Source organism: Pseudonocardia sp. ICBG601 (assembly GCF_020496245.1).
In genome coordinates, this window is the sequence record NZ_JAHLJA010000150.1 from 132,306 (window position 1) to 157,346 (window position 25,041).

At 74.9% G+C, this 25,041-nt stretch carries 18 protein-coding genes; 9 read left to right on the plus strand and 9 right to left on the minus strand.

Annotated elements, in window-relative coordinates; translation table 11 throughout:
- Positions 1 to 33 precede the first annotated feature (33 nt).
- The 3 genes from KPL57_RS46295 to KPL57_RS46305 are packed head-to-tail and all read left to right on the plus strand — an operon-like array spanning position 34 to position 3,838.
- Entirely contained in the window at positions 34 to 1,392 is a 1,359-nt protein-coding gene (locus tag KPL57_RS46295; RefSeq protein ID WP_226356814.1) for a salicylate synthase, read from the plus strand.
- Positions 1,389 to 3,029, plus strand: coding sequence for an AMP-binding protein (locus tag KPL57_RS46300; RefSeq protein WP_308253109.1), 1,641 nt, complete (start codon positions 1,389 to 1,391; stop codon positions 3,027 to 3,029). Before KPL57_RS46295 ends, KPL57_RS46300 begins: the two co-directional genes overlap by 4 nt.
- Positions 3,026 to 3,838, plus strand: coding sequence for an alpha/beta fold hydrolase (locus tag KPL57_RS46305; protein WP_226356815.1), 813 nt, complete (start codon positions 3,026 to 3,028; stop codon positions 3,836 to 3,838). Before KPL57_RS46300 ends, KPL57_RS46305 begins: the two co-directional genes overlap by 4 nt.
- Here the strand turns inward: KPL57_RS46305 and KPL57_RS46310 are convergent.
- Positions 3,825 to 4,847, minus strand: a complete 1,023-nt coding sequence (locus KPL57_RS46310) for an ABC transporter substrate-binding protein (protein ID WP_226356816.1) — start codon at positions 4,845 to 4,847, stop codon at positions 3,825 to 3,827. The genes KPL57_RS46305 and KPL57_RS46310 overlap by 14 nt on opposite strands.
- A gap of 223 nt (positions 4,848 to 5,070) precedes the next feature.
- Between KPL57_RS46310 and KPL57_RS46315 the strand changes: the two genes are divergently transcribed.
- Positions 5,071 to 6,585 carry a class I adenylate-forming enzyme family protein gene (locus tag KPL57_RS46315; RefSeq protein ID WP_226356817.1) on the plus strand — a complete coding sequence of 505 codons (1,515 nt, stop codon included), beginning with the start codon at positions 5,071 to 5,073 and terminating at the stop codon, positions 6,583 to 6,585.
- Positions 6,586 to 6,609: 24 nt separating this feature from the next.
- Here KPL57_RS46315 and KPL57_RS46320 read toward each other — a convergent pair whose 3' ends face one another.
- From KPL57_RS46320 to KPL57_RS46340, 5 genes are read right to left on the minus strand one after another with little or no spacing between them, the layout of a single operon-like run.
- Entirely contained in the window at positions 6,610 to 8,370 is a 1,761-nt protein-coding gene (locus KPL57_RS46320; protein WP_226356818.1) for an acyclic terpene utilization AtuA family protein, read from the minus strand.
- Positions 8,367 to 9,203: a TIGR03084 family metal-binding protein gene (locus KPL57_RS46325; RefSeq protein WP_226357479.1), complete on the minus strand. Its 837-nt coding sequence runs from the start codon at positions 9,201 to 9,203 to the stop codon at positions 8,367 to 8,369. Before KPL57_RS46325 ends, KPL57_RS46320 begins: the two co-directional genes overlap by 4 nt.
- Before the next feature lie 2 nt (positions 9,204 to 9,205).
- Positions 9,206 to 9,967, minus strand: coding sequence for an enoyl-CoA hydratase/isomerase family protein (locus tag KPL57_RS46330; RefSeq protein ID WP_226356819.1), 762 nt, complete (start codon positions 9,965 to 9,967; stop codon positions 9,206 to 9,208).
- Position 9,968: 1 nt separating this feature from the next.
- Entirely contained in the window at positions 9,969 to 11,957 is a 1,989-nt protein-coding gene (locus KPL57_RS46335; RefSeq protein WP_226356820.1) for a biotin carboxylase N-terminal domain-containing protein, read from the minus strand.
- Positions 11,958 to 11,966: 9 nt separating this feature from the next.
- Positions 11,967 to 13,568 carry a carboxyl transferase domain-containing protein gene (locus KPL57_RS46340; protein WP_226356821.1) on the minus strand — a complete coding sequence of 534 codons (1,602 nt, stop codon included), beginning with the start codon at positions 13,566 to 13,568 and terminating at the stop codon, positions 11,967 to 11,969.
- Between the two features lie 304 nt (positions 13,569 to 13,872).
- Between KPL57_RS46340 and KPL57_RS46345 the strand changes: the two genes are divergently transcribed.
- Positions 13,873 to 15,591, plus strand: a complete 1,719-nt coding sequence (locus tag KPL57_RS46345) for an AMP-binding protein (protein WP_226356822.1) — start codon at positions 13,873 to 13,875, stop codon at positions 15,589 to 15,591.
- Between the two features lie 78 nt (positions 15,592 to 15,669).
- Here KPL57_RS46345 and KPL57_RS46350 read toward each other — a convergent pair whose 3' ends face one another.
- Both KPL57_RS46350 and KPL57_RS46355 read right to left on the minus strand, forming a co-directional pair.
- Entirely contained in the window at positions 15,670 to 16,593 is a 924-nt protein-coding gene (locus KPL57_RS46350; RefSeq protein ID WP_226356823.1) for a DUF5996 family protein, read from the minus strand.
- Between the two features lie 32 nt (positions 16,594 to 16,625).
- Positions 16,626 to 17,372, minus strand: a complete 747-nt coding sequence (locus KPL57_RS46355; RefSeq protein WP_226356824.1) for a flavodoxin family protein — start codon at positions 17,370 to 17,372, stop codon at positions 16,626 to 16,628.
- A gap of 81 nt (positions 17,373 to 17,453) precedes the next feature.
- Here KPL57_RS46355 and KPL57_RS46360 point away from each other — a divergent pair, with 81 nt between their 5' ends.
- Positions 17,454 to 20,249, plus strand: coding sequence for a LuxR family transcriptional regulator (locus tag KPL57_RS46360; RefSeq protein ID WP_226356825.1), 2,796 nt, complete (start codon positions 17,454 to 17,456; stop codon positions 20,247 to 20,249).
- A gap of 117 nt (positions 20,250 to 20,366) precedes the next feature.
- Here the strand turns inward: KPL57_RS46360 and KPL57_RS46365 are convergent, their stop codons facing one another.
- The gene (locus tag KPL57_RS46365; protein ID WP_226356826.1) at positions 20,367 to 20,987 is read right to left on the minus strand and encodes a TetR/AcrR family transcriptional regulator; all 621 of its coding nucleotides are present in this window, start codon (positions 20,985 to 20,987) and stop codon (positions 20,367 to 20,369) included.
- 154 nt (positions 20,988 to 21,141) lie between these two features.
- On the opposite strand from KPL57_RS46365, the gene KPL57_RS46370 reads away from it, so the two are divergent.
- Genes KPL57_RS46370 through KPL57_RS46380 form a run of 3 tightly spaced genes read left to right on the plus strand, consistent with a single transcriptional unit; the run spans position 21,142 to position 25,036 of the window.
- Positions 21,142 to 22,452 carry an MFS transporter gene (locus KPL57_RS46370; protein WP_226356827.1) on the plus strand — a complete coding sequence of 437 codons (1,311 nt, stop codon included), beginning with the start codon at positions 21,142 to 21,144 and terminating at the stop codon, positions 22,450 to 22,452.
- Positions 22,453 to 22,505: 53 nt separating this feature from the next.
- On the plus strand, positions 22,506 to 23,438 hold the full coding sequence (locus KPL57_RS46375) for a sugar phosphate isomerase/epimerase (RefSeq protein WP_226356828.1): 933 nt from the start codon (positions 22,506 to 22,508) through the stop codon (positions 23,436 to 23,438).
- Between the two features lie 26 nt (positions 23,439 to 23,464).
- Positions 23,465 to 25,036, plus strand: a complete 1,572-nt coding sequence (locus tag KPL57_RS46380) for a GMC oxidoreductase (protein WP_226356829.1) — start codon at positions 23,465 to 23,467, stop codon at positions 25,034 to 25,036.
- Positions 25,037 to 25,041: the final 5 nt, after the last annotated feature.

Below are 25,041 nucleotides of genomic sequence, written 5' to 3' on the forward strand. Positions count from 1 at the left end.
TGGCGCGAGCGCCGGTCCGAAGGAGATCCGACCATGTCCACGACCACCGAGGCGGCCGGCCCGCCGCGCACCCACCCGGCCCCCACCGAGCGGACCCGGACCGCCGCCGACCGGATCGCCGGCGCCACAGCGATCGCCCGCGCGGTACCCGACGGGGACCCCTACGTGCTCTACGAGCGCGGCGACGACGTCTTCCTGGCCGCGGGCACCGCCGCCGAGCTCGTGCTGGGCCCGGACGGCCTGACGGTCACCTCGCCCGCGGGCACCCGGCACGAACCGCTCGGCACGGACCCGCTCGGCCAGGTCGGCTCCGCCCTCGCCGCGGTCGGCGGCACCGGGTGGCAGGCCTTCGGCTGGGCGTCGTTCGAGCTGGCCCACCTCCTGCACGGCGGGGAGCTGCCCGCGGGCACGGGCACCCTGCTGCACCTGCTGCTTCCCCGCCACCGCGCGCACCTGCACCCCGGCGGCGCGGACGTCGACACCGCCGACGACGCCGTCGCACGGTCCTGGCGCGACGCGATCCTCGGTGCCGGGCCCGCCGGGCCGCGCACCGGTCCGCCGGTGACCGTCGACGAGTCCGCCCGCGCCGAGGCCTACCGCGGCTCGGTCGCCGCGGCCGTCGCCGAGATCGCCGCGGACCGCTTCCGCAAGGTCATCCTGTCCCGCACCGTCCCGGTCACCGAGCCGGTCGACCTGCCCGCCACCTACCGGCACGGCCGGGCGCACAACACCCCGGCCCGCTCGTTCCTGCTGCGGCTCGGCGGGCTGGAGGCGGCCGGGTTCAGCCCGGAGACCGTCGTCGAGGTCGCCGCCGACGGCACCTTCTCGACCCAGCCGCTGGCCGGGACCCGGGCCCGCTCCGGCGAGCCGGGCCGCGACGCCGAGCTGTCCGACGAGCTGCGGCGCGACCCCAAGGAGATCTACGAGCACGCCGTCTCGGTGCAGGTCGCCCAGGACGAGGTGTCCGAGGTGAGCGACCCGGACGCCGTCGTCGTGGAGGAGTTCATGCGGGTGGTCGAGCGCGGCAGCGTCCAGCACCTCGCGTCCCGGGTCCGCGGCAGGCTGCGGCCGGGCGCCACCGCCTGGGACGCGCTGGGACGGCTGTTCCCCGCGGTCACCGCCTCCGGGCTGCCGAAGGCCCCGGCGTGCGCGGCGATCAGCCGCCACGAGGGCGCGCGCGGGCTCTACAGCGGCGCGGTGCTGACCGTCGACCACACCGGGGCGCTCGACGCAGCGCTGGTGCTGCGCGCCATCTACCGCGCGCAGGGCCGGACCTGGCTGCGGGCCGGGGCCGGCATCGTCGGTGCGTCCACACCGGAACGGGAGCTGGAGGAGACCCGGGAGAAGCTGCGCAGCGTCAGCCGGTTCCTGGTCGGGGAGGAGACGACGTGACCGTGCTGATCGACGGGGCGCTCGGCTGGCCCGCCGAGGCCGTGGAACGCTACCGGCGCGAGGGCTACTGGGGCGAGGACACCCTCGGTGACCTGCTGGGGGAGTGGGCCGGCCGGTACGGCGACGCCGTCGCCGTCGTCGCGGGGCCGAGCCGGCAGACCTACGCCGAGCTGGACCGGGCCGCCGACGCCCGCGCCCGCTCGCTGCGGGCGCTCGGCATCGCCGAGGGCGACCGCGTCGTGGTGCACCTGCCCAACGTCGCCGAGTTCACGGTGACGCTGTTCGGGCTGCTGCGGGCCGGTGCGGTGCCGGTGCTGACCCTGCCCGCGCACCGGCAGGCCGAGATCGAGCACCTCGCGGCGCTGTCCGGGGCCGTCGCCTACGTCGGTCCCGACGTGGTCGAGGGCTTCGACCACCGCGGGCTCGCGCTCGCGGTGGCGAAGGCGGTGCCCTCGCTGCGGCACCTGCTCGTCGACGGCGACGCCGTCGCGGGGACGACCGCGCTCGCGGACCTGCCGGCCGGCACCGCCGACCCGCTGCCGCGGCCCGACCCCGGCCAGGTCGCGGTCCTGCTCGTCTCCGGCGGCACCACCGGCAAACCGAAGCTCATCCCGCGCACCCACCGCGACTACGCCTACAACGCCCGGGCCAGCGCCGAGGTCTGCGCGCTGACCGCGGACGACGTCTACCTCGCCTGCCTGCCGCTGGCGCACAACTTCCCGCTGGCCTGCCCGGGCCTGCTGGGCGCGCTCGGGGTGGGGGCCACGGTCGTGCTCGCGCCGGTCCCGAGCCCCGAGGTCACCCTCGGGCTGGTCGCGGCAGAGGGCGTCACGGTCACCGCGATGGTGCCGCCGCTGCTGCGGCTCTGGGCCGACCTCGCCGGCGACGGCCGCGGGTCCTGGGACCTGTCGACGCTGCGCCTGGTCCAGGTCGGCGGGGCCAAGTGCGACGCGACGCTCGCCCGCCGCGTCCGCCCCGAGCTCGGCGCCACGGTCCAGCAGGTCTTCGGGATGGCCGAGGGACTGCTGAACTACACCCGGCTCGACGACCCCGACGACCTCGTCGCGGTCAGCCAGGGGCGACCGCTCAGCCCGGCCGACGAGGTCCGGGTCGTCGACCGCGACGGCGCCGACGTCGCGGAGGGGACGGCGGGGGAGCTGTGGACCCGCGGGCCGTACACGCTGCGCGGCTACTACCGGGCCCGGGAGCACGACGCCACGTCGTTCACCCCGGACGGCTACTACTGCACCGGTGACCTGGTGCGCCGCCTCCCGACCGGGCACCTCGTCGTCGAGGGCCGGATCAAGGACGTCGTGAACCGCGGCGGCGAGAACGTGGCCGCCACCGAGCTGGAGGAGCACCTGCTGGCCCACCCGGACATCGCCGGCGCGGCCGTCGTCGGGATCCCGGACGACGACCTGGGCGAGGCGGTGTGCGCCGTGATCGTCCCGGCGCCCGGCGCGACGCCGCCGAAGCGACGTCACCTGCGTAGCTTCCTCACCGAGCGCGGGCTGGCCCGGTTCATGTCACCGGACCGGGTCGTCGTCCGCGACGACCTGCCGCTCACCGCCGTCGGCAAGATCGACAAGCGGGCGCTGGGTGTGCTGCTCGCCGCCGAGGGGAAGGTTCCCCGATGACCGTGACACACCTCAACGGCATCCGGCTGTCCTGGACCGACCACGGCGGCGACGGCCCGCCCGTCGTCCTCGTGATGGGCACCGGCAGCCCGGGCCGGGTCTGGCAGACCCACCAGGTGCCCGCGCTGCGCGACGCGGGCCACCGGGTCCTCACCCTCGACAACCGGGGCATCCCGCCGAGCGACGAGTGCGCGCACGGGTTCACCGTCGACGACATGGCCGCCGACGTGCTCGCCCTCGTCGCGCACCTCGACGCGGGCCCGGCCGCGCTCGTCGGCACCTCGCTCGGCTCACGCGTCGTGATTGAGGCGGGACTGGCCAGGCCGGACCTGGTCTCCCGGGTCGTCGCGATGGCCGCGCACGCCCGGCTCGGCCCCGTGCAGCGGGCGGTCACCGACGGCGAGATCGCGCTGGCCGACGCCGGGGTCGAGCTGCCCGAGGACTACCACGCCGCGGTGTCCGCGCTGCAGTACCTGTCACCCGCGACCCTGCGCGCCGACCGGGAGGCCCAGGACTGGCTCGACATCCTGGCGTTCGCCGGGGCCGGTGTGTCCAAGGGGCACCGGGCCCAGCTGCAGGTGTCGATGGCGCTGCGCGACCGCACCGAGGCCTACCGCGCGCTCGCCGTGCCACTGCTGGTGCTCGCCTTCGCCGACGACGCCGCCATCCCGCCGCACCTGAGCCGCGAGGTCGCCGACGCCGTGCCCGGCGCCCGCTACGTCGAGATCGCCGACGCCGGGCACTACGGCTACCTCGAACGGCCGGACGAGGTGAACCGGGCGACGGTCGAGTTCCTCAGCGACCGGTAGCGGGCGCGGCCGCCACCCGGGCCAGCGCGGGGCGGAGCCGGTCGAGCAGCCAGCCGGTGGACACCACGTTCGGTGCCTGCAGGGCGATCGCCTCGTCGAGGCCGATCGGGACGTACGTCGTGCGCGACAGCGCCCGCGCGACCACCGGGTCGCCCTCGAAGCGCCGCCGGTCGGCCGCGGTCGGGAAGCTCATGACGACCAGATCGGCCTCGGCCAGGCGACCCGCCTCCTCGTAGGACAGCGCGACCGTGCCGGGGGCGACCCCGTCACCGGCGGGCGGGTCGGCGGCGAAGGTCGGCGGCAGGCCCAGCCCGAGCGCGCGGGTCAGCGCCGTCGACTGGTTCGCCGGGTCGACGATCACCGGGATGACGTCCCCCCGTGCCTGCCCGACCAGCACCGACCGGCCGGCGAGACCGGGCAGCTCCGCCCGCAGCGCGGCGACGGCGCGGTCGGCCCGTGCGACGAGCTCCTCGGCCCGGTCCGGGACGCCGAGGGCCGCCCCGATCCGCCGGGCGTCGTCCTGCATCGTGGCGCCGAACAGCGTGTCGCGGTGGACGACGGTCGGGGCGATCGCGCTCAGGCGCTCGTAGGCGTCGCGGTCGGTCACGAGGTAGGACGACACGGCCAGGACGACGTCCGGGCGGTACGCCGCGATCCGCTCCAGCGGCAGCGGCTCCAGCTCGTCGATCGTCAGCACCCCGTCCGGGAACGGCGCGAGGTAGGGCGCCTGCGGCTGCGACTCCCCGGCGTTGCGCAGCCCGCCGACGACATTTGCGCCGAGCTCCCGCGCGACCGCGACGTCGGCCGCCCCCAGCGCGACGACGCGCCGCGGGCGGGCCGGGAGCGTCGTCGTCCCGAAGGCGTGCTCCAGCGTCAGCGGGAACCCGGCTCCCGGTTCCGCCGGACCGGGGCCGGGTGGTGTGCCGGTGCACCCGGCGACGAGCAGCAGGGCCGCGACGACGAGCGCGACGGTCGACGAACGGGCCGAGGAGACCGGTGGGGGACGCACACCCCGGCAGTCGTCCGCGGGCGGCTCCGGGTTCCGGGGAGCGGTGTTCCCCACACCCGAGGCGGTCCGGCAGCCCTGCGCGGGGACGCGCCGTGGGCGGGTGGCTCCCGTGACGACCACCGGGGAGTCCATCAGGGCGCGTGACGTGCCGCGTCGTTCCCGGTAGGTTCCGCTAGTGAACAGCTGATCACCTCACGACGGCGTGGGTGCGCGGAGCGCGGTCGTGGCCGAGGAGGACCCGCCGATGAACATCGCCACGCTCCTGCGCCGCAGTGCGGCCGACCACCCGGCGGACGTCGCGCTCCGGCTGGACGACGACGAGATCGACTACGCCGGGTACGCCGAGCGTGGCGCCCGCTTCGCCGCGCACCTGAGGCACACCGGGGTCGAGCCGGGGGAGCGGGTCGGGTTCTTCCTGCCGAACTGTCCCGAGTACCTGGTCGGGCTGCTCGGTACGTGGCAGGCCGGCGCGGTCGGCGTGCCGCTCAACCGGATGTTCCCCGACGCGGCGCTCCGCCACGTCGTGCGCGACTCCGGGCTGCGGGTACTCGTGCTGCCCCCCGAGGACCGGGACCGGGTCGCCGCGCTGCTCGGCGACGAGTGCCCGGACCTGCTGACGACCGACGGGTTCACCGCGGCCCTGGCGGCCCACGAGCCCGCGGCCGACGTGCTGCCCCGGCTCGACGGCGAGGACGCCTGCATCATGTACACCTCGGGCTCGACCGGGGTGCCGAAGGGCGTGCGGCAGACCCACCGCAACCTCGTCGCCGAGGCGGAGGGCGCCATCGGCCGCTACCGGCTCACCGCCGCCGACCACGTGCTGAACTGCATGCCGCTGTTCCACGTCGGCGGCCTGCAGCTGGCGAGCCTGCCGCTGCTGCTGCTCGGCGGGCAGATCACGTTCATGCCGCGCTGGGACGTCGTGCGGTGGCTGGAGCTGGCCCAGGAGCTGCGTCCGACCTTCGGCGGCCTGATCTCCACGATGATGATCGACGTCGGCAACCGGACGGTGGGGTCGCCGGTGGTGCTCGACTCCTTCCGGATCTGCATGTTCGGCGGTTCCCGCACCCCCACGGCCGCGATCGAGCGGCTCGAGGCGGGGACCGGGATCGCGGGCGTGGAGATCTACGGCCAGACCGAGCAGAACGGCCTGGTGGTCACCTACGGCCCGGACGACGTGCGGCGTCCGGACTCGATGGGCACCCCGCTGGAGCAGATCGTGCGCACGCGGCTCGTGCCCGTCGGCGGCGGCCCGGACCTGCGCCCGGGGGACGAGGGCGTCGGCGAGCTCTGGGTCCGGGGGGACGCGGTCACCCCCGGGTACTGGAACAGCGACGTCCCCGAGAAGTGGTCGGCGGACGGCTGGTTCCGCACCGGTGACCTGATGTCGCAGGACGCGGACGGCTACCTCTACTACGTCGACCGGATCGACGACATGATCGTCTCGGGTGGGGAGAACGTGTTCCCGCAGATGGTGGAGGAGCACCTCGCCGACCATCCCGACCTGGCCGAGGTCGCGGTGATCGGCACCGCCCATGAGCGCTGGGTCGAGCAGGTGACCGCGGTGGTCGTCCCCAACAGGCCCGGTGTCACCGCGGAGCAGATCGCCGCCTGGTGCGCCGCCGACCCGAACCTGCGGGGGATGCACGGACCCAAGCGGATCGAGATCGTCGACGCGCTGCCCCGCACGGGCAGCGGCAAGCTGAACCGGCCCGAGCTGCGCGCGATGTTCCCCTGACCCGGCGCGGGGCCGCCGCCCCGCTCAGCCGGGCAGCAGGGCTTCGGGGATGTCGACGAGGCGGCTGCGCAGGTACTCGCCCAGCCCCTTGGCCTGCGGGTCGGGGCGGGTGGCGGACGCCACGCCCGCCCCCAGGATCCCGACCACGACGAAGTTCAGCGCACGCAGGTTCGGCAGGTCGAAGCGGCGGATCTCCAGCCCGGCGGCCTCCGGCAGGAGCGCGCGGACGCGCTCGACGGTGAGGTGGCCGCGCAGCCACGCGTACTCGTCGTCGGTACGGGTCCAGAGCCCGATGTTCGCGTTCCCGCCCTTGTCGCCGGAGCGGGCCGCCGCGATCTCGCCCAGCGGCAGCCGCCGGGTGGGCCCCGGCACGGGTGCCGGCACGACCGGCTCGGCCGGGGCGGGGATCCCGGCGGTGACCGGGCTGTGCGGCACCGGCGTCGTGGTGCCGTCGGGCAGCGTGACCAGGTGCTCCACCTCGGAGGCGGGCACCAGGGTGGGCCAGTAGACGCCGAAGGCGCTCTCGGCCGACGGCGGGGTGGTGGTGTGGAAGCCGGGGTAGCCGCCGAGGGCGAGCTCCATGGTCGTGTTGGAGAAGGCACGGCCGACCTTGCGCCGGTCCGGGTCCTTGACGGTGACCCGCAGGTGGGCGGTCGCCTGCGGGTTCGTGGGCGCGTCGGGGTGGTCGAAGCGCAGCAGCTGGATGTCGAGCTCCTCGAACCGGTCCGCGCCGCCGAGCAGCTCGGTGAGCTGCTCCGACGCCCAGGCCGCCTTCTCCTCGATCTTCGTGCCGGTGAGCACCAGCGTCATGGTGTTGCGGTAGCCGCCCTCGTAGTTCAGCGCGACCTTGAGCCGGTCGGTCGGCGCGCTGCCGCGGGTGCCGGAGATGCGCACCCGGTGCTCGCCGTCCTGGGTCAGCTGCAGCGAGTCGAAGTGCGCCACGGCGTCCGGTCCGGGGTAGGCGGGCTCGGCGATCTCGTAGAGCAGCTGTGCGGTCACCGTCCCCGGCGAGACGAGCCCGCCGGTGTCCGCGTGCTTGGTGATCACGCTGGAGCCGTCGGCGGCGACCTCGGCGATCGGGAAGCCGGGGTAGCGGCGGTCGGTGATCTCCTCGAAGAAGGAGTAGTTCCCGCCGGTGGCCTGCGGGCCGCACTCGATGACGTGCCCGGCGGCCATGGCGCCGGCGATCGCGTCGAAGTCGGTGCGCTCCCAGCCGTGCCACCACGCGGCGGGGCCGACGACCACGGACGCGTCGGTGACCCGCCCGGTCACCACGACGTCCGCCCCGGCGCGCAGCGCCTCGGTGATGCCCCACGCGCCGAGGTAGGCGTTGGCCGACACCGGGGTCACCCCGGCGTCGGCCAGGGTGGCGCCGGTGTCGAGGTGGGCCAGGGCGTGCCCGGCGCCCTGGAGCTCGTCGAGCCGGTGGACGAGGTCGTCCCCGTGGACGTGGGCGATCCTCGGGGCCAGGCCGAGCCGCCCGGCCAGCGCGGCGAGGTCGGTGGCCAGGCCCGCGGGGTTGAGCCCGCCCGCGTTGGACACGATCGCGATGCCGCGGTCCAGGCAGGTGCCGAGCACGTGCTCGACCTGGGTGAGGAACGTCTTCGCGTAGCCGCCGGTCGGGTCCTTCTGCCGCGCCTTGTAGAGGATCAGCATGGTCAGCTCGGCGAGGTAGTCCCCGGTCAGGACGTCGATCGGCCCGCCCTCGACCATCTCCCGCGCGGCGGTGATGCGGTCGCCGTAGAAGCCGGAGCAGTTGCCGATGCGCACCGGTGCGCGGGTCATGCGGGCCCTCCTGCGGGGGTACGGGTCGGGGCGGGGAACGCCGCGGCGACGGCGCCCGGGGCGCGGCCGGGGCCGGGCGGGTTGGCGAAGGTCTGGGCGATCGAGACCCATTCGGCGGCGACCGGCCCGGTCGTGGCCACGTCGGTGTCGTCGGGGTGCCTGCGCTGGGTCGCGACCAGGCAGAAGCCGAGCGCGGAGCCGGTGACCCGGTCCGCGGCGTCCTTCGGGCCCCAGGTCCACAGCGCACCGGAGGGAGCGACCAGCTCCACCCGCACCGGCACCTCCGGGACCTCGCGGCCGTTGTTGCGGAAGGTGAAGCCGAAGGTCTGCACCCCCAGATGGGCGACGTGGCGCAGCCGGTCCGTCGGCTCCCGCAGCACCCCGAGCGCGTCGGCGACGTCCTGGCCGTGCGCCCAGGTCTCCATCAGCCGGGCGGTGACCGAGGACAGGGCGCTCATGTCCGGCCCGTACCAGGGCAGCCGGGTCTTCGGCCCGATGCCGCGGAAGGTGCCGACGAGGGCGTCGCGGGCCCCGGCGAACCAGGCCCGGACCTCCTCGGCCCGCAGACCCGCGTGGTCCGCGGCGATCCGGTCGGGGAAGCCGGGCCCGAGCTCCTGCAGCCCGTCGGCCCGCGTGCGGAAGGTCGCCGGGTCCGTCGCGGCGAGGGTGGCCGCCTCGTCGAAGTAGGCGAGGTGGGTGAGCTGGTCGCGGACGGTCCAGCCCTCGGCCGGGGTGGGGCCGCCGATGGCGGCGTCGTCGAGGTCGGCGACCATCGCGCGGACGACCGCGCTCTCAGCCTCCAGGTCGTCGAGGACCGCGTCCATGGACACCATGGTCATACCCCCTGCCAGACGGGGGCACGCTTCTCCCGGAACGAGAGCGGGCCCTCCTGGGCGTCCTGCGAGAGGTAGACCGGCTCCCAGATCTCCTCGGCGCGCTCGTAGGCCTCGGCGCGGGTGTGGCTCGCCGACAGGTACGCGGTCCGCTTGGCCGCGAGCACCGACAGCGGGGCGTTGGCGGCGATCCGCTCGGCGAGCCGCTGGGTGTGCCCGCGCAGCTCGGCGGCGGGCACCACGTCGTTGACCAGCCCGTGGCCCTGCGCCTCGGCCGCGCCGATCGGGTCTCCGGTGAGCAGGATCTTCATCGCGACCCGCGGCGGGACCAGCCAGGACAGCGGCGCCGCCCACGGGGAACCGCGGCCGATCCGGACCTCGGACACCGCGAAGCGGGCGTGCTCGGCGGCCACCACCAGGTCGCACTGCTGGGCCAGGAGGAACCCGCCGCCGTAGGCGATGCCGTTGACCGCGGCGATCGTCGGCTTGGGGACGTCGATGTTGCGGCCGAGCTGGGGCAGGAAGTCCGGGGGCGGGACCCGGAGCGCGACGTCGTTCATCTCCTTGAGGTCGCCGCCCGCGCAGAACGCCTTCTCCCCGGAGCCGGTCAGCACCAGGACCTTCGCCGTGTCGTCGGCGTTGAACCGGTGGACGCCGTCGAACAGGCCCTCGCGGACGGCCCTGCTGAGGGCGTTGCGGGCCTCGGGGCGGTCGATCGTCAGCCAGGCGACGCCCTCGGTCACCTCGTAGGTCACGTCGCTCATGTCAGGCCTGCGCCTCCTCGATGACGGCGAGGACCTCGCCGGACTCCACGGTGTCGCCGACCTGTACGCCCAGCTCGGCGACGGTGCCGGCGACGGGGGCGCGCACGAGGTGCTCCATCTTCATGGCCTCGAACACCACGACGACCGCACCCTGCTCGACCTGCTGCCCGACCCCGGCCGCGACCCGGACGACGGTGCCGGGCATGGGGGCGAGCAGCGAGCCGGGGGCGGCGTCGGTGCCGGGCTCGGGCAGCCGGGCGCGCTCGGTCAGCGTGGTGGCGCCGAGCGCGCTGTCGACGTGGACGGTGTCGCCGACGCGGTGCACACGCACGGCACGCCGCACACCGCCGACCCGCAGGTCGACCCGGTCCGCGGTGGCGGCGAGCACGGCCGCGCCCGGGAGCGCGGTCCCGTTCACGCCGGCCTCGAGCGTGCCGCGGCCGAGCCGGTAGGTCACGTCGAGGTCGGTGTCGCCGGCCCGGTACTCCGCGTGCTGGGCGGCGCTGCGGACGTTCCGCCAGCCCGACGGCACCGGCTGCTGGACCGCGGCGCCCGCCCGGCGGCCGGCCTGGTCGGCCAGGGCGGCGGCGAGGGCGTGCACGGCGAGGGTGGACTCCGCCGGGGTGCCGACGAGTGCGGTGGGCTCGTGGCGGGTGAGGTAGCCGGTGTCGGTCCGCCCGGCCAGGAACTCCGGCTCGCGCAGGACGGCGACGAGCAGGTCCCGGTTGGTGACCGGGCCGTGGATCTCGGCCTCGGCGAGGGCCCGCGCGAGCTTCCGGGCGGCCTCGGTGCGGGTGCGGCCGTGGGCGATCACCTTCGCCAGCATCGGGTCGTAGTGCGTCCCGACCACCGAGCCGTCCCGCACACCGGTGTCGACGCGCACGCCGGGCAGGGCGGGCACGTAGAACCGGTGGAGGGTCCCCGAGCCGGGCAGGTAGTCCCGGCTCGGGTCCTCGGCGTAGAGCCGGGCCTCGATCGCGTGGCCGGTGATCGTGGCCCCGGTGACCTCCGCGGGCAGCGGCTCGCCCTCGGCGACCGCGATCTGCAGCGCCACCAGGTCGAGGCCGGTGATCTCCTCGGTGACCGGGTGCTCGACCTGCAGACGGGTGTTGACCTCGAGGAAGAAGAACTCGCCGTCCTGCGCCATGACGAACTCGACGGTCCCGGCGCCGGTGTAGCCGATCGCCGCACCCGCGGCGACGGCCGCGTCGCCGAGACGGGTGCGCAGCGCGTCGTCGACGGCGGGGGAAGGCGCCTCCTCCACGATCTTCTGGTAGCGGCGCTGGATCGAGCACTCCCGCTCGAACAGGTGCACCACGGTGCCGTGGGTGTCGCCGAAGATCTGCACCTCGACGTGGCGCGGGTCCTCGACGAACCGTTCGAGGAACACGGTGCCGTTGCCGAAGGCCGACGCGGCCTCGCGCCGGGCCCCGGTCACGGCGTCGACCACCTCGGACGCGGAGCGGACGATGCGCATGCCGCGCCCGCCACCGCCGAAGGCGGCCTTCACCAGCAGCGGGTAGCCGATGCCGTCGGCGAGGGCGGAGACGGCGGCGGCGTCGACCTGTTCGGCGTCGTCGATCGTGGCGCCGGGCAGGACGGGCACGCCCGCCTTCTCCATCAGCTCCTTCGCCGCGATCTTCGAGCCCATCGCCTCGATGGCCTCGACCGGCGGGCCCACGAAGGTGATCCCGGCGGCCGCGCACGCGCGGGCGAAGTCCGCGTTCTCGGACAGGAAGCCGTAGCCGGGGTGGATCGCGTCGGCGCCGGTGAGCAGCGCGGCCTCGATGATCAGGTCGGCGCGCAGGTAGGTCTCCGACGGGGCGGCGCCGGGGAGCCGCACCGCCTCGTCGGCGGCCTCGACGAACAGGGCGTCGGCGTCCGGGTCGGAGTGGACGGCGACGGTGGCGATGTCCAGCGCGCGGGCCGAGCGGACGACCCGCTCGGCGATCTCCCCGCGGTTGGCCACGAGCAGCTTGTGGACGGTCATCTCCTCACCTCACATCCGGAAGACGCCGTAGCCACGCTGGCCGGCGACGATGTTCGAGTGCGCGGTCGACAGGGCGATGCCGAGCACGGTGCGGGTGTCACGGGGGTCGATCAGGCCGTCGTCGTAGAGCCGGGCCGTGACGAAGAAGGCGTGCGACTCCTGCTCGATCTGGGCCTCGATGGCGGCGCGGTTGCGCTCGTCGGCCTCGGCGTCGAACTCCCGGCCCGACGACGCGGCGGACTGCCTGGCGACGATCGACATCACGCCGGCGAGCTGGGCGGCGCCCATGACGGCGAGCCGGGAGCCCGGCCAGGCGAACATCAGCCGCGGGTCGTAGGCGCGTCCGGACATGCCGTAGTTCCCGGCGCCGAAGGAGGCAGCCAGGTTCAGCGTGATGTGCGGGACCTTGCTGTTCGCCACCGAGTTGATCATCTTGGAGCCGTCCTTGATGATCCCGCCCTGCTCGTAGCTCTTCCCCACCATGTAGCCGGTGGTGTTCTGCAGGAAGATCAGCGGCGTGTCCGTCTGGTTGGCCAGCTGGATGAACTCCGAGGCCTTCTTGGCCTCCTCGCTGAACAGCACGCCACGGGCGTTGGCGAGGATGCCCACGGGGTAGCCGTGGATCGACGCCCAGCCGGTGACGAGGCTGGTGCCCCACAGCGGCTTGTACTCGCCGAACCGGGAGCCGTCGACGACGCGGGCGATGACCTCGCGCGGGTCGAAGGGCACCTTGATGTCCGACGGCGCGATGCCCAGCAGCTCGTCGGGGTCGTGGACCGGCTCGTCGGCGGGCAGCGTGGGGCCGGGGCCGAGCTTGTGCCAGTTGAGCTCGGAGACGATCCGGCGCCCGATCCGGATGGCGTCGCGCTCGTCGACGGCGAAGTGGTCGCAGAGACCGGAGACCTTGGCGTGCATCGCCGCGCCGCCGAGCTCCTCGTCGTCGGACTCCTCGCCGGTGGCCATCTTCACCAGCGGCGGTCCGCCGAGGAACACCTTGGCCTGCTGGTCGACCATCACGGCGTGGTCGCACATGCCGGGCACGTAGGCGCCGCCCGCAGTGGAGTTGCCGAACACGAGCGCGATCGTCGGGATCGCCATCGACGACAGCTCGGTCAGGTCGTGGAAGATCTTGCCCGCGTGCACGAACAGCTCGGACTGGGTGGGCAGGTCCGCCCCGCCGGACTCGACGAGGTTGATCGTGGGGAGCCGGTTGATGCGCGCGATCTCCAGGGCGCGCAGCGTCTTCCGCAGCGAGTACGGGTTCATCGCGCCACCGCGGACGGTGGGGTCGTGGGCGATGATCATGCACTCGACGCCGGAGACGACGCCGATCCCGGTCACGATGGAGGCGCCCACGGTGAACTGGGTGCCCCAGGCCGCGAGCGAGGACAGCTCGAGGAACGCGGCGTCGCGGTCGAGGAGCAGCTCGATGCGCTCCCGCACGAGCAGTCGCCCGCGGTCGCGGTGGCGCTGCTGGTAGCGCTCGCCGCCCCCGGCGATCGCGGTCCGGACCTGCTCGTCGAGCTCGGCCAGGACCTTCTCCGCGTGCGCGCGGTTGGCGAGGTAGACCTCGTCGGAGGTGTTGAGCGCGGAGCGCAGGACGGTCGTCACGGGTGTCCCCCCTGGTCCGAGCGGGCCGGGCCCGGGCCGTGTTCCCGGAGGTCCCTGTGCCCGGAGCTCTCCCGAACGTCCACATCGACTCCTCTGCGCATCCGGCCGGCCGGGCGTCGTCGCCCGCACGAGTGCATCGTCGTTCACTAACCATGCCCGTGGCAAGTCCTGTCGCCGCCACCGGCCGGGCTCGGCGCGTACGCGTCCGGACCCGTGTGGGCGGCCCGGTCGCGGCGTCGCGCCCGAGCCCTCAAGTTGTGAACGACGAGTGACTAAGGGCTTGTGGTCGGCAGGTGATGCCGCGATGCTGTCCGCCTCAGGTGAGCTCGGCAAGGAGGCTGGTGTGGACCTGCAGGGACAGCTCGGGAAGATCGATGTCACGCGCCTGCGCGGACGACGTGCGGTGAACCGGTGGGAGCGGACCTCGGTCGGGGACGTGTTCGAGCGTCTGACCTGGAGCTACCCCGACAAGACCGCGATCACCGGCCGGCCCGGTGCCTACGGCGAGGAGCGGTTCGCCTCCGTCACCTACCGCGAGGCCGACGGGATCACCGGCCAGGTCGCCCACGCCCTCGCGGCCCGGGGGCTGGAGCCGGGCGCGCGGGTGCTGCTGTTCTGCGAGAACTCCGTCGAGGCCTACCTGGCCAAGGTCGGTGTCGCGAAGGCGGGCATGGTGGCCGTACCGGTGAACCCGGCCCTCGCCCCGGACGTGCTCGAGCACCTGATCGGCCAGGCCGAGCCGGGCCTGGCGATCGTCGACGCGGAGCTGTGGCCGCGGGCCGAGCAGGCGTTCACCGCCACCGGGCTGCGCGTCGGCGCGACGATCACCATCGGCGGCGGGCCCGTCGCGGGGAGCCCGAGCTTCGGGGACCTCCTCGACGGTCTGCCGACGACCGAGCCCGACGTCGAGATCCACTCCGACGACATCTGGGAGATCCTCTACACCTCGGGCACCACGGCGATGCCCAAGGGCGTGATGATCTCGCACGGGTCGACCCACCTCGCCGCGCTGAACTTCACGGTCTCGCTGACCCGCGGCCTGCGGGTGGAGACCGACCTCAGGGTCGCCACCGCGCTGCCGATGATCTACCACGTCGGCGACCAGATCTTCACCTTCTCGGCGTTCCTGGCCGGCGGCTCCCTGGTGCTGAGCCGGCGCCCGCTGCCCGACCAGCTCGTGGCCACGATCGCCGAGGAGCGGCCGACCGCGCTGTGGGCGGGCTCCCCGCAGTTCGTCGCCGCGCTCGACGCCGTGGCGGAGCGGACCGGCGCGGACCTGTCCAGCCTGACCGTGCTGGTGTACGGCTGGGGCGCCCTCGAACCGGCCGTGTACGCGCGGCTGCAGGACCGGGCCCCCGGCCTGGTGGTGCTGGGCATCTTCGGGCAGACCGAGGCGATCGCCTGTCACCGGTTCTGGCCCGCCACGTGGAGCGAGGTCTACGCGCGGACGGCTCCGTCGGTGAACTACGTCGGCGTCCCGAGCCCGCTCCTCGCCTCCGACGTCGTCGACGAGACCGGGGTGTCGGTCCGGGACACCCCGCACGTCCCGGGCGAGGCGGTGTACCGCAGCCCCATCGTCACGGCGGGCTACTACCTGAACGAGGAGGCCACGAGGGAGGCGTTCCGCGGCGGCTGGTTCCACTCCGGGGACAGCGCGTCCGTCGACGAGGACGGTCTGCGGATCATGGTGGACCGCTTCAAGGACATCGTGAAGTCCGGTGGGGAGAACGTCTCCAGCCTGCGGGTGGAGTCGGTCCTGCACGGGCACCCGGCCGTGGAGAAGGCGGCGGTGATCGGGCTCCCGCACGCCCACTGGGGCGAGGCCGTCACGGCGGTCGTCGTGCTGCGGGAGGGCGCGGCGGCCGACGCGGAGTCGATCATCGCGCACTGCCGGGCGAAGCTGGGCGGGTACGAGACGCCGAAGGCGGTCGTGTTCGTGGACGGCCTGCCCGAGACCGTGGGCGGGAAGGTCCTGAAGTACCGGCTCCGCGCGCAGCACGGAGCCCTGTTCGAGCAGGTCTGAGCGCGGGCGGGGCGCCCACCGGCGCGGCCGACCCGCGGCCGCGCCGGGCGGGCCGCGGGACGGCCGGCACCGCGCCGGTCACGCCCAGCGGAGCGGGTCGTCCTCCAGCGCGGAGCGGTCCCAGCGCCCGAGGTCCGCGGCGGCCTCGTAGGTCGTGCGGAGGAACTCGGCGACCGCGCGGTCCGGGTCCGGTGCGGCGCGGGCGACCTCGTAGGGCAGCAGGAACTGCTGGAAGTCCGCGCTGTAGAAGGCACCGTCGGGGCCGACCGGGGCCTCGGCGAAGCCGTCGGGCGCGGGGTAGGCGTAGGAGTAGAAGGCGCCCTCCTCACCGCCACCGGGCCAGAACCCGCAGCTGGACAGCTCCCGCGAGTAGCCCTCGACCATGACCCAGTCGCCGCAGTTGGGCACCCCGCCCGGGTGCGGCGGCGCCGTCCGCCCGGAGAAACGGGTGCAGGCCAGGTCCATGCCGCCCCAGAAGAAGTGCACCGGGCTGACCTTGCCGACGAAGTGCGACCGGAACTCACCGATCACCCGGTTCGCCTGCAGCAGCTGCCGCCAGAACAGGGTGGCCGCCTCGGCGTCGTAGGAGGCGTGGGTGTGGTCCTCGGCGAACGGGATCGCCGGGTCGACCTCGTTGGGGTGCGGCCGGATCGGCGCGGCGACGCCGAGCCTGCCGAGCACGTCCAGGACCCTGCCGTAGAACTCGGCGACCGGCATCGGCGCCAGCCCGAAGCCGAGCGCGCCGCCGTCGCTGCTGCGGACCTCGAGCCGGTGGCCCAGCAGGTCCAGCTCGATCTCGAAGGCCCCGGCGCCGTACGGGACCGCCGACGTCGTCAGCCCGCGCGGGCCCACGTACAGCGTCACCTGCCACCAGTGGTTGAGCAGCGGGGCGTGGGCCATGCGGATCTTGCCCACGATCTGGGTCCACATGTGCAGGGTCTCGCGGGTGGCGGTCCAGTCCGCCACGCGCAGGCTCGGCCAGCTCGTCGTCGTGCTGCTCATCGGGTCTCCTCGTGGGTCGGCCGTCGCCCGCGTCAGCGGTACTCGGGGTTGGTGTGCCCGGGGTGGGTGCCGGCGTCCCAGGCCGTGCGCTGGTTGCCGTGGGCCGGGAACCCGCCCGCGCCGCGCATCATCGCGGCGAGGTGCATCAGGTTGTAGGTCATGAACGCGATGTTGCGGTTGGTGAAGTCGTTCTCCGGGCCGCCGGAGCCCTCGTCCAGGTAGGACGGGCCGGGGCCGACCTCGCCGAGCCAGCCGGCGTCGGCCTGGGGCGGGACGGTGAACCCGATGTGCTGGAGGCTGTAGAGGATGTTCATCGCGCAGTGCTTGAGGCCGTCCTCGTTGCCGGTGAGCAGGCACCCGGCGACGCGGCCGTAGTAGGCGTACTGGCCGCTGGGGTTCAGCACGCCGGAGTGGCCGTACAGGCGCTCGATCACCCGCTTCGTCACGGAGCTGTTGTCGCCCAGCCAGATCGGCCCGCCGATGACGAGGATGTCGGCGGCGAGGACGCGGTCGAGCAGTGCGGGCCACGCGTCGGTGTCCCAGCCGTGCTCGGTCATGTCGGGGCGGACGCCGGTGGCGATGTCGTGGTCGACGGCGCGGAACCGGTCGACGTCGACCCCGTTCGCCTCCATGATCGCGATGCTGCGGTCGATGACGCCCTGGGTGTGGCTGCGGCCGGGGGAGCGGTTGAGGGTGCAGTTGACGTAGGTCGCGCGGAGCCCGGTGAAGTCGGGGCTCCCGGACGTCGCGGACGCATCGGTGGGTGCGGGGCGGGTCACCCGGCGAGTGTCGGGCCCGGCCCGTCCCGGCGGATCGGTCACCGGATCGGTCGCCGGGACGATCCGGACGACGTGGTTACGGTGGTGCGACGGATCGGCCGTGCCACGGTGGCCGGCGGGACGGGGCTGCGGGGGGTCATGGAGCTGTTCGGGCGGCGTGCCGAGACCGCGGCACTGGAGCGGCTGCTGGCACGCGCGGCCGACGGCGCGGGTGCCGCGCTCGTGCTGTGGGGCGAGCCGGGGATCGGCAAGACCGCACTGGTCGACCACGTCGTCGACGCCGCGTCCGGGGTCACCGTGCTGCGGACCCGGGGCACCCGGATGGAGACGGGACTCGCCTTCGGCGCGCTGCACGCGCTGCTGTGGCCGGTGCTGGACCGGCTCGACGAGCTCCCCGACCCGCAGGCCGCCGCGCTGCGCGGCGCGTTCGGGATCAGCCGGGACCCGGCCAACCGCTTCCTCATCGGCGCGGCCGTGGTGTCGCTGCTCTCCGGCCTGGCCCGGGAGCGGCCGGTGCTCGTCGTCGTCGACGACGCGCAGTGGGTCGACGAGGCGACCGCGCACTGTCTGGGTTTTCTCGCGCGCCGGGTGCGGACCGAGCCGGTCGTGGTGATCCTGACCGACCACGCGGACCCGTCCCCGGGCCCCTGGGAGGGGGTGCCGGCGCTGGAGGTCGTGGGCCTCACCGACGACGACGCCCGCCGGCTGGTCGCCGCCGCCGTCCCCGACGCCGACGAGGCCCTCGTCGAGGGCACGGTCGCGATGGCGGGGGGCAACCCGCTCGCGCTGCAGGAGCTGCCCACCGTCGGGCGCGACCCCGCCGACGGGGCGTCCGGGGAGCCGATGCCGGTGGGGCCCCGGTTGCGGCAGGCGTTCTGCGCCCGTGCCGAGGCGCTGAAACCGGCCACCCGGGCGTTGCTGCTGCTGGCGGCCGCCGAGGGGCGGGGCGACCGGCACGTCCTCGACCGGGCCGGTGCCGGGTGGGGTGTCGACGCCTCCACCTGGGACGAGGCGCTGCGCTCCGGCCTGCTGCAGGCCTCGGGCGCCCGCCTCCGGTTCCGCCACCCGCTGGTCCCGGCCGCCCTCTACGACGGCGCCCCCTTCCCGGACCGCCGGGCCGCGCACCGCGCGCTGGCCGCGGCGCTGCCGGCCGAGGACACCGAGCACCGCGCCTGGCACCTGGCGGCCGCCGCGGACGGCGCCGACGAGGACGTCGCGGCGCTGCTGGAGCAGGCGGCCGCCCGGTGCCTGGAGCGCAGCGCCGGCCCACTGGCGGCACGCACGCTGCGGCGGGCCGCCGACCTGTCACCGGACCCCGCGGACGCCGCGCGCCGGCTGGCGGTCGCCGCCCGCGCCGCCTGGGACGCCGGCGACGCCGAGGGGGCCCGGCGGCTGCTCGACGACGCCGAGCGCCTGGGCGGGGTGGAGCCCGTCGTGCGGTGCAGCGGCGGGCTGCGCGGGATCCTCGAGTTCACCGTCGGCCTCTCCGAGCGCGCCCACCACTACCTGGTGGGGGACATGGCCGTCGTCGACGGGACGCGCACGGCGATGGAGCTGGGCACGGTGGCGGCCCGCGCGGCGTGGTCGGCGGGCCGCCCGGACCTGCAGCAGGCGGCGCTGGCGCGGCTGCTCGCCCTCGACCCCGGCGGCGAGCTGGCACCGGTCATGCCGACGCTGCGGGCCTGGTGGGCCTGCTACGACGGGACCGGCCGGGCGGCCGGGCCGCTCCCGGCCCCGGATGCCGCCGCCGTCGGCCTGCTCGGGACCGTGCCGTGGGAGCTGCTGCCGCCCGTGCCGCTGGCCCAGGCCTGGGGGGTCGAGGGGCCCCTGCACGACGTGCTGCGGGTGCAGGCCGCGCAGCTGCGGCGGCGGCACGAGCTCGCCGCGCTCGCGATGGTGCTCGCACAGAGCGCGGTCCTCGACGCCGCGGCGGGCCGGTGGGAGGCGGCCGAGGCCGGGGCCACCGAGGGCCTGCGGCTGGCCGAGGAGGTCGGAGCGGACCACGTGGCGAGCCAGTGCCGGCTCTGTCTGGCCAACCTGGCCGCGGCCCGCGGCGACGCCCCCGGACTGGACGCGCACACCACCCGGGCGCTGGCCGTCTCGGTCCGGCAGGAGGTGCGCGCGCTCACCGCGTCGGCGTACTGGGTGCGCGGCCGGGCGGCGCTGTTCGACGGCAGGCCCCGCGAGGCCCTGCACCACCTGATGCCGCTCGACGAGCCCGGCCACGAGGCCGCCCACCCCACGTTCGCGCTGCTCGCCGCCCCGGACACCGCCGAGGCCGCGACGCAGGAGGGCCGCACGGAGACGGCCGCGGCCCGGCTGGCGGCCGTCGAGACGTGGGCCCGGCGGACCGGCGCCCCCTGGGCCCGTACCGCCGCCCACCGTCTCCGCGCCCTCGCCGCCGGCGGGCCGGACACGGAGGCCGCGTACCGGGCCGCGCTCGACGGCGCGGGCACCGCCCCGGACCCGTTCGAGCAGGCCCGCACCCGGCTGCTGTACGGCGAGTGGCTGCGGCGGGTCCGCCGGCGCGCCGACGCCCGGCACGAGCTCACCGGGGCGGCCGAGACCTTCGCCCGCCTCGGCGCGGCGCCGCTGCGGGCACGGGCGGTGCGGGAGCTGGGCCTGGCCGCGCAGTCCGGGGCGCGGCACGAGCCGGCCGGGGCCGGGCTCACCGCCCAGGAGCTGCGGGTCGCCCAGCTGGCCGCCGAGGGGCTCACCAACCGGGAGATCGCGGCCCGGCTGCTGATCAGCCACCGCACGGTCGGGCACCACCTGGGCAGCGTCTACCCCAAGCTCGGCGTCACCTCCCGTGCCGAGCTCGCGCGGATCGACATGGCGGGCGACCTGCGGTTCCGCACCCCCGGGCGCGGGGAGTGACGCGGCCCGCCGGCCGGTGACCGGTTGCGCGCTGCGGCCGCCCTGCCGGTCGACGGCGTCGCCGGTCGGCTCGCGGAGTTCGAGCTCGTCGCCGGCTGAGACGCGACGCCGGAGGGCTCAGATCGCCGGCGAGCGGGACGTCGACCGGACCGCCGGTGCGCCCGGGGACGTGCTCACCGCGTTCGCGCGTCCGGTCGCGGGGAGGATGATCTCGGACCCGGGAAGCCCGGCGAGCACCTCCTCGAGCGAGGCCGAGGCGGACGGGGCGTAGTCCCGCGCCCGGCGCAGATCGTCGCTGATGACGAGGATCTCCAGGGCGAACGACGCCGTGAGCCGCACCGAGAGATCGCTCGCGGGCCGCCCCATCCGCTCCGCCAGTGCGGCCTCCAGCTGTGTCCGCGTGCTCAGGTGGAAGTCCCAGAGCCGCGCCCGGGGGACCGGCGCGACGTCCACCAGTTGCCGGATCTCCGGTATGCGCAGGTCCGGGGTGTCGAAGTCCGCCGCGGCCTCGCGCAGCACCGCGGTCAACGCCTCGCCGACCGGCTCGTCGGCCGGTCGGGCCCGCAGACGCTCCCCGATGTCCATGCCGCGCACGACCCGGTCGAGCAGGAGGAGGTCCTTGGTCGGGAAGTACCGGTAGAGCGTCGTCGTGCCGACCTCGGCCCGCTCGGCGATCTGTTCCATCGTCGTGTCGTCGTAGCCCTGCTCGAGGAACAGCTCCACGGCGACGTCGATCATCCGCTGCCGTGTACGTGCCGACTTGATCTCCCGCAGGCCCATGGCGCGACCCTACCCGGCGCCGACTCCCATGCGGGCTTGACAACGTTTGGGGGGTGACTTCAATGTGGTAGTCACTACCGATCAGGAGTCGGTACCACACAAGGGAGTGTCGATGTCGGTTCCCGTTCCCGGCGCCCCGGTGGTGAGCGGCCCTCCTGCGGCCGAGACCCCCACCGGCCGGCTCATCTCCGCGATGTTCCTCTCGAACGCGAGTGCCTTCGTCGGGCTGCTGACCCCGCTGCAGCTACTGCTGACGCTGCACCTGACGCGCATCGAGGGCCCGGGCGCCGCGGCGGCGTTCGGGGTCGTCACCGGCTTCGGCGCGGTGTTCGCGCTGGTCGCCAACCCGCTCGGCGGGCGGATCAGCGACCGGACGGCGGCGCGGTTCGGCCGGCGCCGCACCTGGATCCTGACCGGCTCGCTGGCCGGTGCACTCGTCGTCGGGGCCATCGGGTTCACCACCGAGGTGTGGCAGGTCGCGGTGCTGTGGTGCGCCGCGCAGACCCTGTTCAACTTCCAGCTCGCCGCGACCAGCGCCCTGATGGCCGACCAGGTTCCGCAGGCCCGGCGGGGCACGGCCTCGGGGATGCTCGGACTCGCGGCGGCACTGGGTCCGCTCGCCGGTATCGGCGCGGTGAGCGCCGTGCGGGACCCGCTGCTGCAGTGGGCCGTCGCGGCCGTCGCCGTCGTGCTGCTCGGTCTGCTGGCGCTGGCGCTCATCCGGGAACGGCCGCTGCCCGGGCGCACCGGCGCCGCGCAACTCGGTGCGGTCGAGCTGATGACCTCGCTGTGGCTGAACCCGCGTCGGCACCCCGCGTTCGGGTGGGCGTGGCTCGTCCGGTTCCTGCTCGCCTGCGGGGTGGCGAGCGCGACCTACAACGCCTTTTTCCTGATGGACCGGTTCGGCCTCGGCACGGACGAGGTCGGGGGGCCGGTGCTGGTCCTGGCCGTGATCAACGTCGCGATGCCGGCCGTGTCGAGCGCGGTCGCCGGACCGGTGTCGGACCGTCTCGGCCGGCAGAAGCCGTTCGCCGTCGCCGCGGGCGTCCTGGCCGCCGTGGCGCTGGTCCTGATGGCCCTCGCCACCACCCTGTGGGTGGTCTACGTCGCGGTCACCCTGCTCGGGATCGCGACCGGCCTGATGGTCTCCGTGGACACGGCGATGTGCGTGCGGGTCCTGCCGAGCCGGGAGAACGCCGGGAAGGACCTGGGCGTGGTCAACATGGCGAACACGCTCCCGCAGTCGATCGTGCCGTTCGTCGCCCCGGCCCTGCTCGCGCTGGGCGGGTTCACCGCCGTCTACCTGGTGCTGGCGGTCGTCGCGGTGCTCGGCGGCGTGGCCGTGCTGCGGATCCCCGAGATCGGCCGGGAGGGCGATCCCCGCTGGGCCCCCATCACCCGCGACGAGCGGGCGCCGGCATGACGCCCTCCGGCCACGAGGCCCCGCACGGCGGGGCACCCCACGAGAGGAGACCGATGAACATCCTGTCCGTGTCGTCCTACAGCCTGCGCGAGCAGCTCGGACCGACCGATCTCGCCGTCGTCGCCCCCGACGGGCGCGAGATCCGGTTCACCACCGACTTCCCGGCGCTGGTCGACATCGCCGAGTTCCCCCAGCTGGCGGCCGACCGGTTCGGTGTCGCGGGGGTCGAGACGGTGGCGTTCCAGTTCACCGGCCCGGACGACCCCCGGCTCGACCGGTTCGCCGCCGAGTCGGCGGCCGCCGGTGCACGGCTGCTCAACGTGGCCGTCGATGTCGGCGACCTGCTCACCGAGGACCCCGTCCGGCGCGCCGCCGACGTCGCGGCCCTGACGACCTGGATCGACCGGTGCGCCGAGCTCGGGTCGGCCTTCGTCCGTGTGAACCCGGGCTCGCCGCTCAGCCCGCACCACGGGACGACACCGCCGGAGCACCTCATCGAGGCGCTGACCGGCCTCGGTGCCCACGCCCGCGCCCGGGGCGTGCGCCTGCTCGTGGAGAACCACGGCGGGCCCTCCAGCGACGCCGGGTGGATGAACCGCCTGCTCGACGCCGTCGGCCGGGAGAACCTCGGCCTGCTGCTCGACCTGGGGAACTTCGACGTGATCATGGCGCCGATGATGGCCGCGCTCACCGGAGATCCGGACGGCCCGCCGGTGCCGCTGCGCGGCAGCCCCGAGCTCGAGCCCGTCTACCGGGGGATCGACGCGCTCGCCGGGCGCGCCGAGCTCGTCCACGTCAAGGCGCACGACGTCGACGACGACGGGACCGTCGGGCTCGTCGACCTCCCGCGGGCGTTCGGGATCCTCGCCCGGCACGGCTACGCGGGACCGCTGACGGTCGAGTACGAGGGCACCGGCGGCGACCCGTGGGCCCGGACGCGGCGGGTGCTCGACCTGACCGCCGCGGCGTTCACCACCACGAGCTGACTCCACCGACTCCGGAAAGGACCGAGATGACCTCCATCGACGCAGACGGCTCCCGGGTCGACGTGCTCGTGATCGGGAGCGGCCCCGCAGGCTCCACCTACGCCCGGACCATCGGGGACGCCGTCCCGAGCGCCCGGATCCTGATGGTCGAGGTCGGCCCGGCCGTGCCCGGTGCCCGCGGCGACCACACCCAGAACATGTCGGAGTCCGACCGCGCCGCGGCCCAGCTGCTCACCCAGGGTCCGGACGCCGGCGTCGAGCGGGCGGCGGCGCTGTCCGACGTCGCCGCCGGCATCGACCCGAGCCTGGAGTTCCGGCACACCATCCTGCCGGGCCTGTTCTTCGCCGACCCGCGGCCGGCACCGGCCGCCGGGGAGGTCGGGCTGCCCGCGGCCAGCATGGCCAGCGGCGTCGGGGGGATGGGGATCCACTGGGGCACCTCGAGCCCCCGTCCGCAGCAGTCCGAGCGCATCCCGTTCGTCCCCGCGGCCGAGATGGACGCCGCGCTCGACCACGCCGAGCAGCTCCTGGGCACCACGACCCCGCCCGTCCCCGGGCACGGGCTGCCCGAGGCGGTCCGGGCGGTGCTGGCCGACGAGTTCGACGGGCCGGGGCTCACCCCGACCGGGTTCATGCCGACCTCCACCCACTGGGAGGGCGACACGCTCCGGTTCACCGGGACCGGGAGCATCCTGGGCGACCTCGAGGCGACGGTGCCCGGCTTCGAGCTGCGGACCGAGACCCTCGCCCGCCGGGTGATCGTCGAGGACGGCACCGCCGTCGGCGCGGTGCTCGAGGACCGGCGTTCCGGGCGGACCTACGAGGTCCGGGCCGGCCACGTCGTCGTGTGCGCCGACGGCCTGCGCACGCCACAGGTCCTGCACGCCTCCGGTATCCGTCCGGCGGCCCTCGGGCGCCACCTCAACGAGCACTTCCAGGTGAGCTCGTTCGTGGTCCTGGACGACGGGTTCGACCCGTCGCTGTTCCCACCCGAGCCGCGCAACGTCCGCTCGGTGCTCACCCCGTTCTCCGACGCCCGCCCGATGCAGGGCGGGGCGATGCTGCTCGCGAACTCCGCGTACCGGATCAGCCTGGGCGACGGAGACCCGCTCGACGGTGCCGGGTCGGACCGGCTCGCGGTACTGGCCTGGTACGGGGCGAAGGACATCCGCCCCGACGACGCCGTCGAGTTCAGCGACACCGAGACCGACTTCTACGGCATGCCCCGGATGCGGGTCCGCTACTCCCACACCGCCCGGGACCGGGCGACGATCGAGGAGATGACGACCAACTCGGTCCGCGCCGCGAACCGGCTGGGCACGCTGGTGGAGCCCCCGGCACTGGCCGCGGGCGGGTCCTCGCTGCACTACCAGGGCACCGTCCGGATGGGCGAGGTCGACGACGGCACCTCGGTGTGCGACCCGTGGCTGCGGGTCTGGGGGGTCGGCAACCTCCACGTCGGCGGGAACGGCGTCATCCCCACCGCGACCGCGTCCAACCCGACCCTGACGACGGTCGCGCTGGCGTGGCGGGCCGCCACCGCGATCGCGGAGACCCTGACCGCGGCCCGCATCGACACCTCCGCGGCCACGGCGTAGACCGG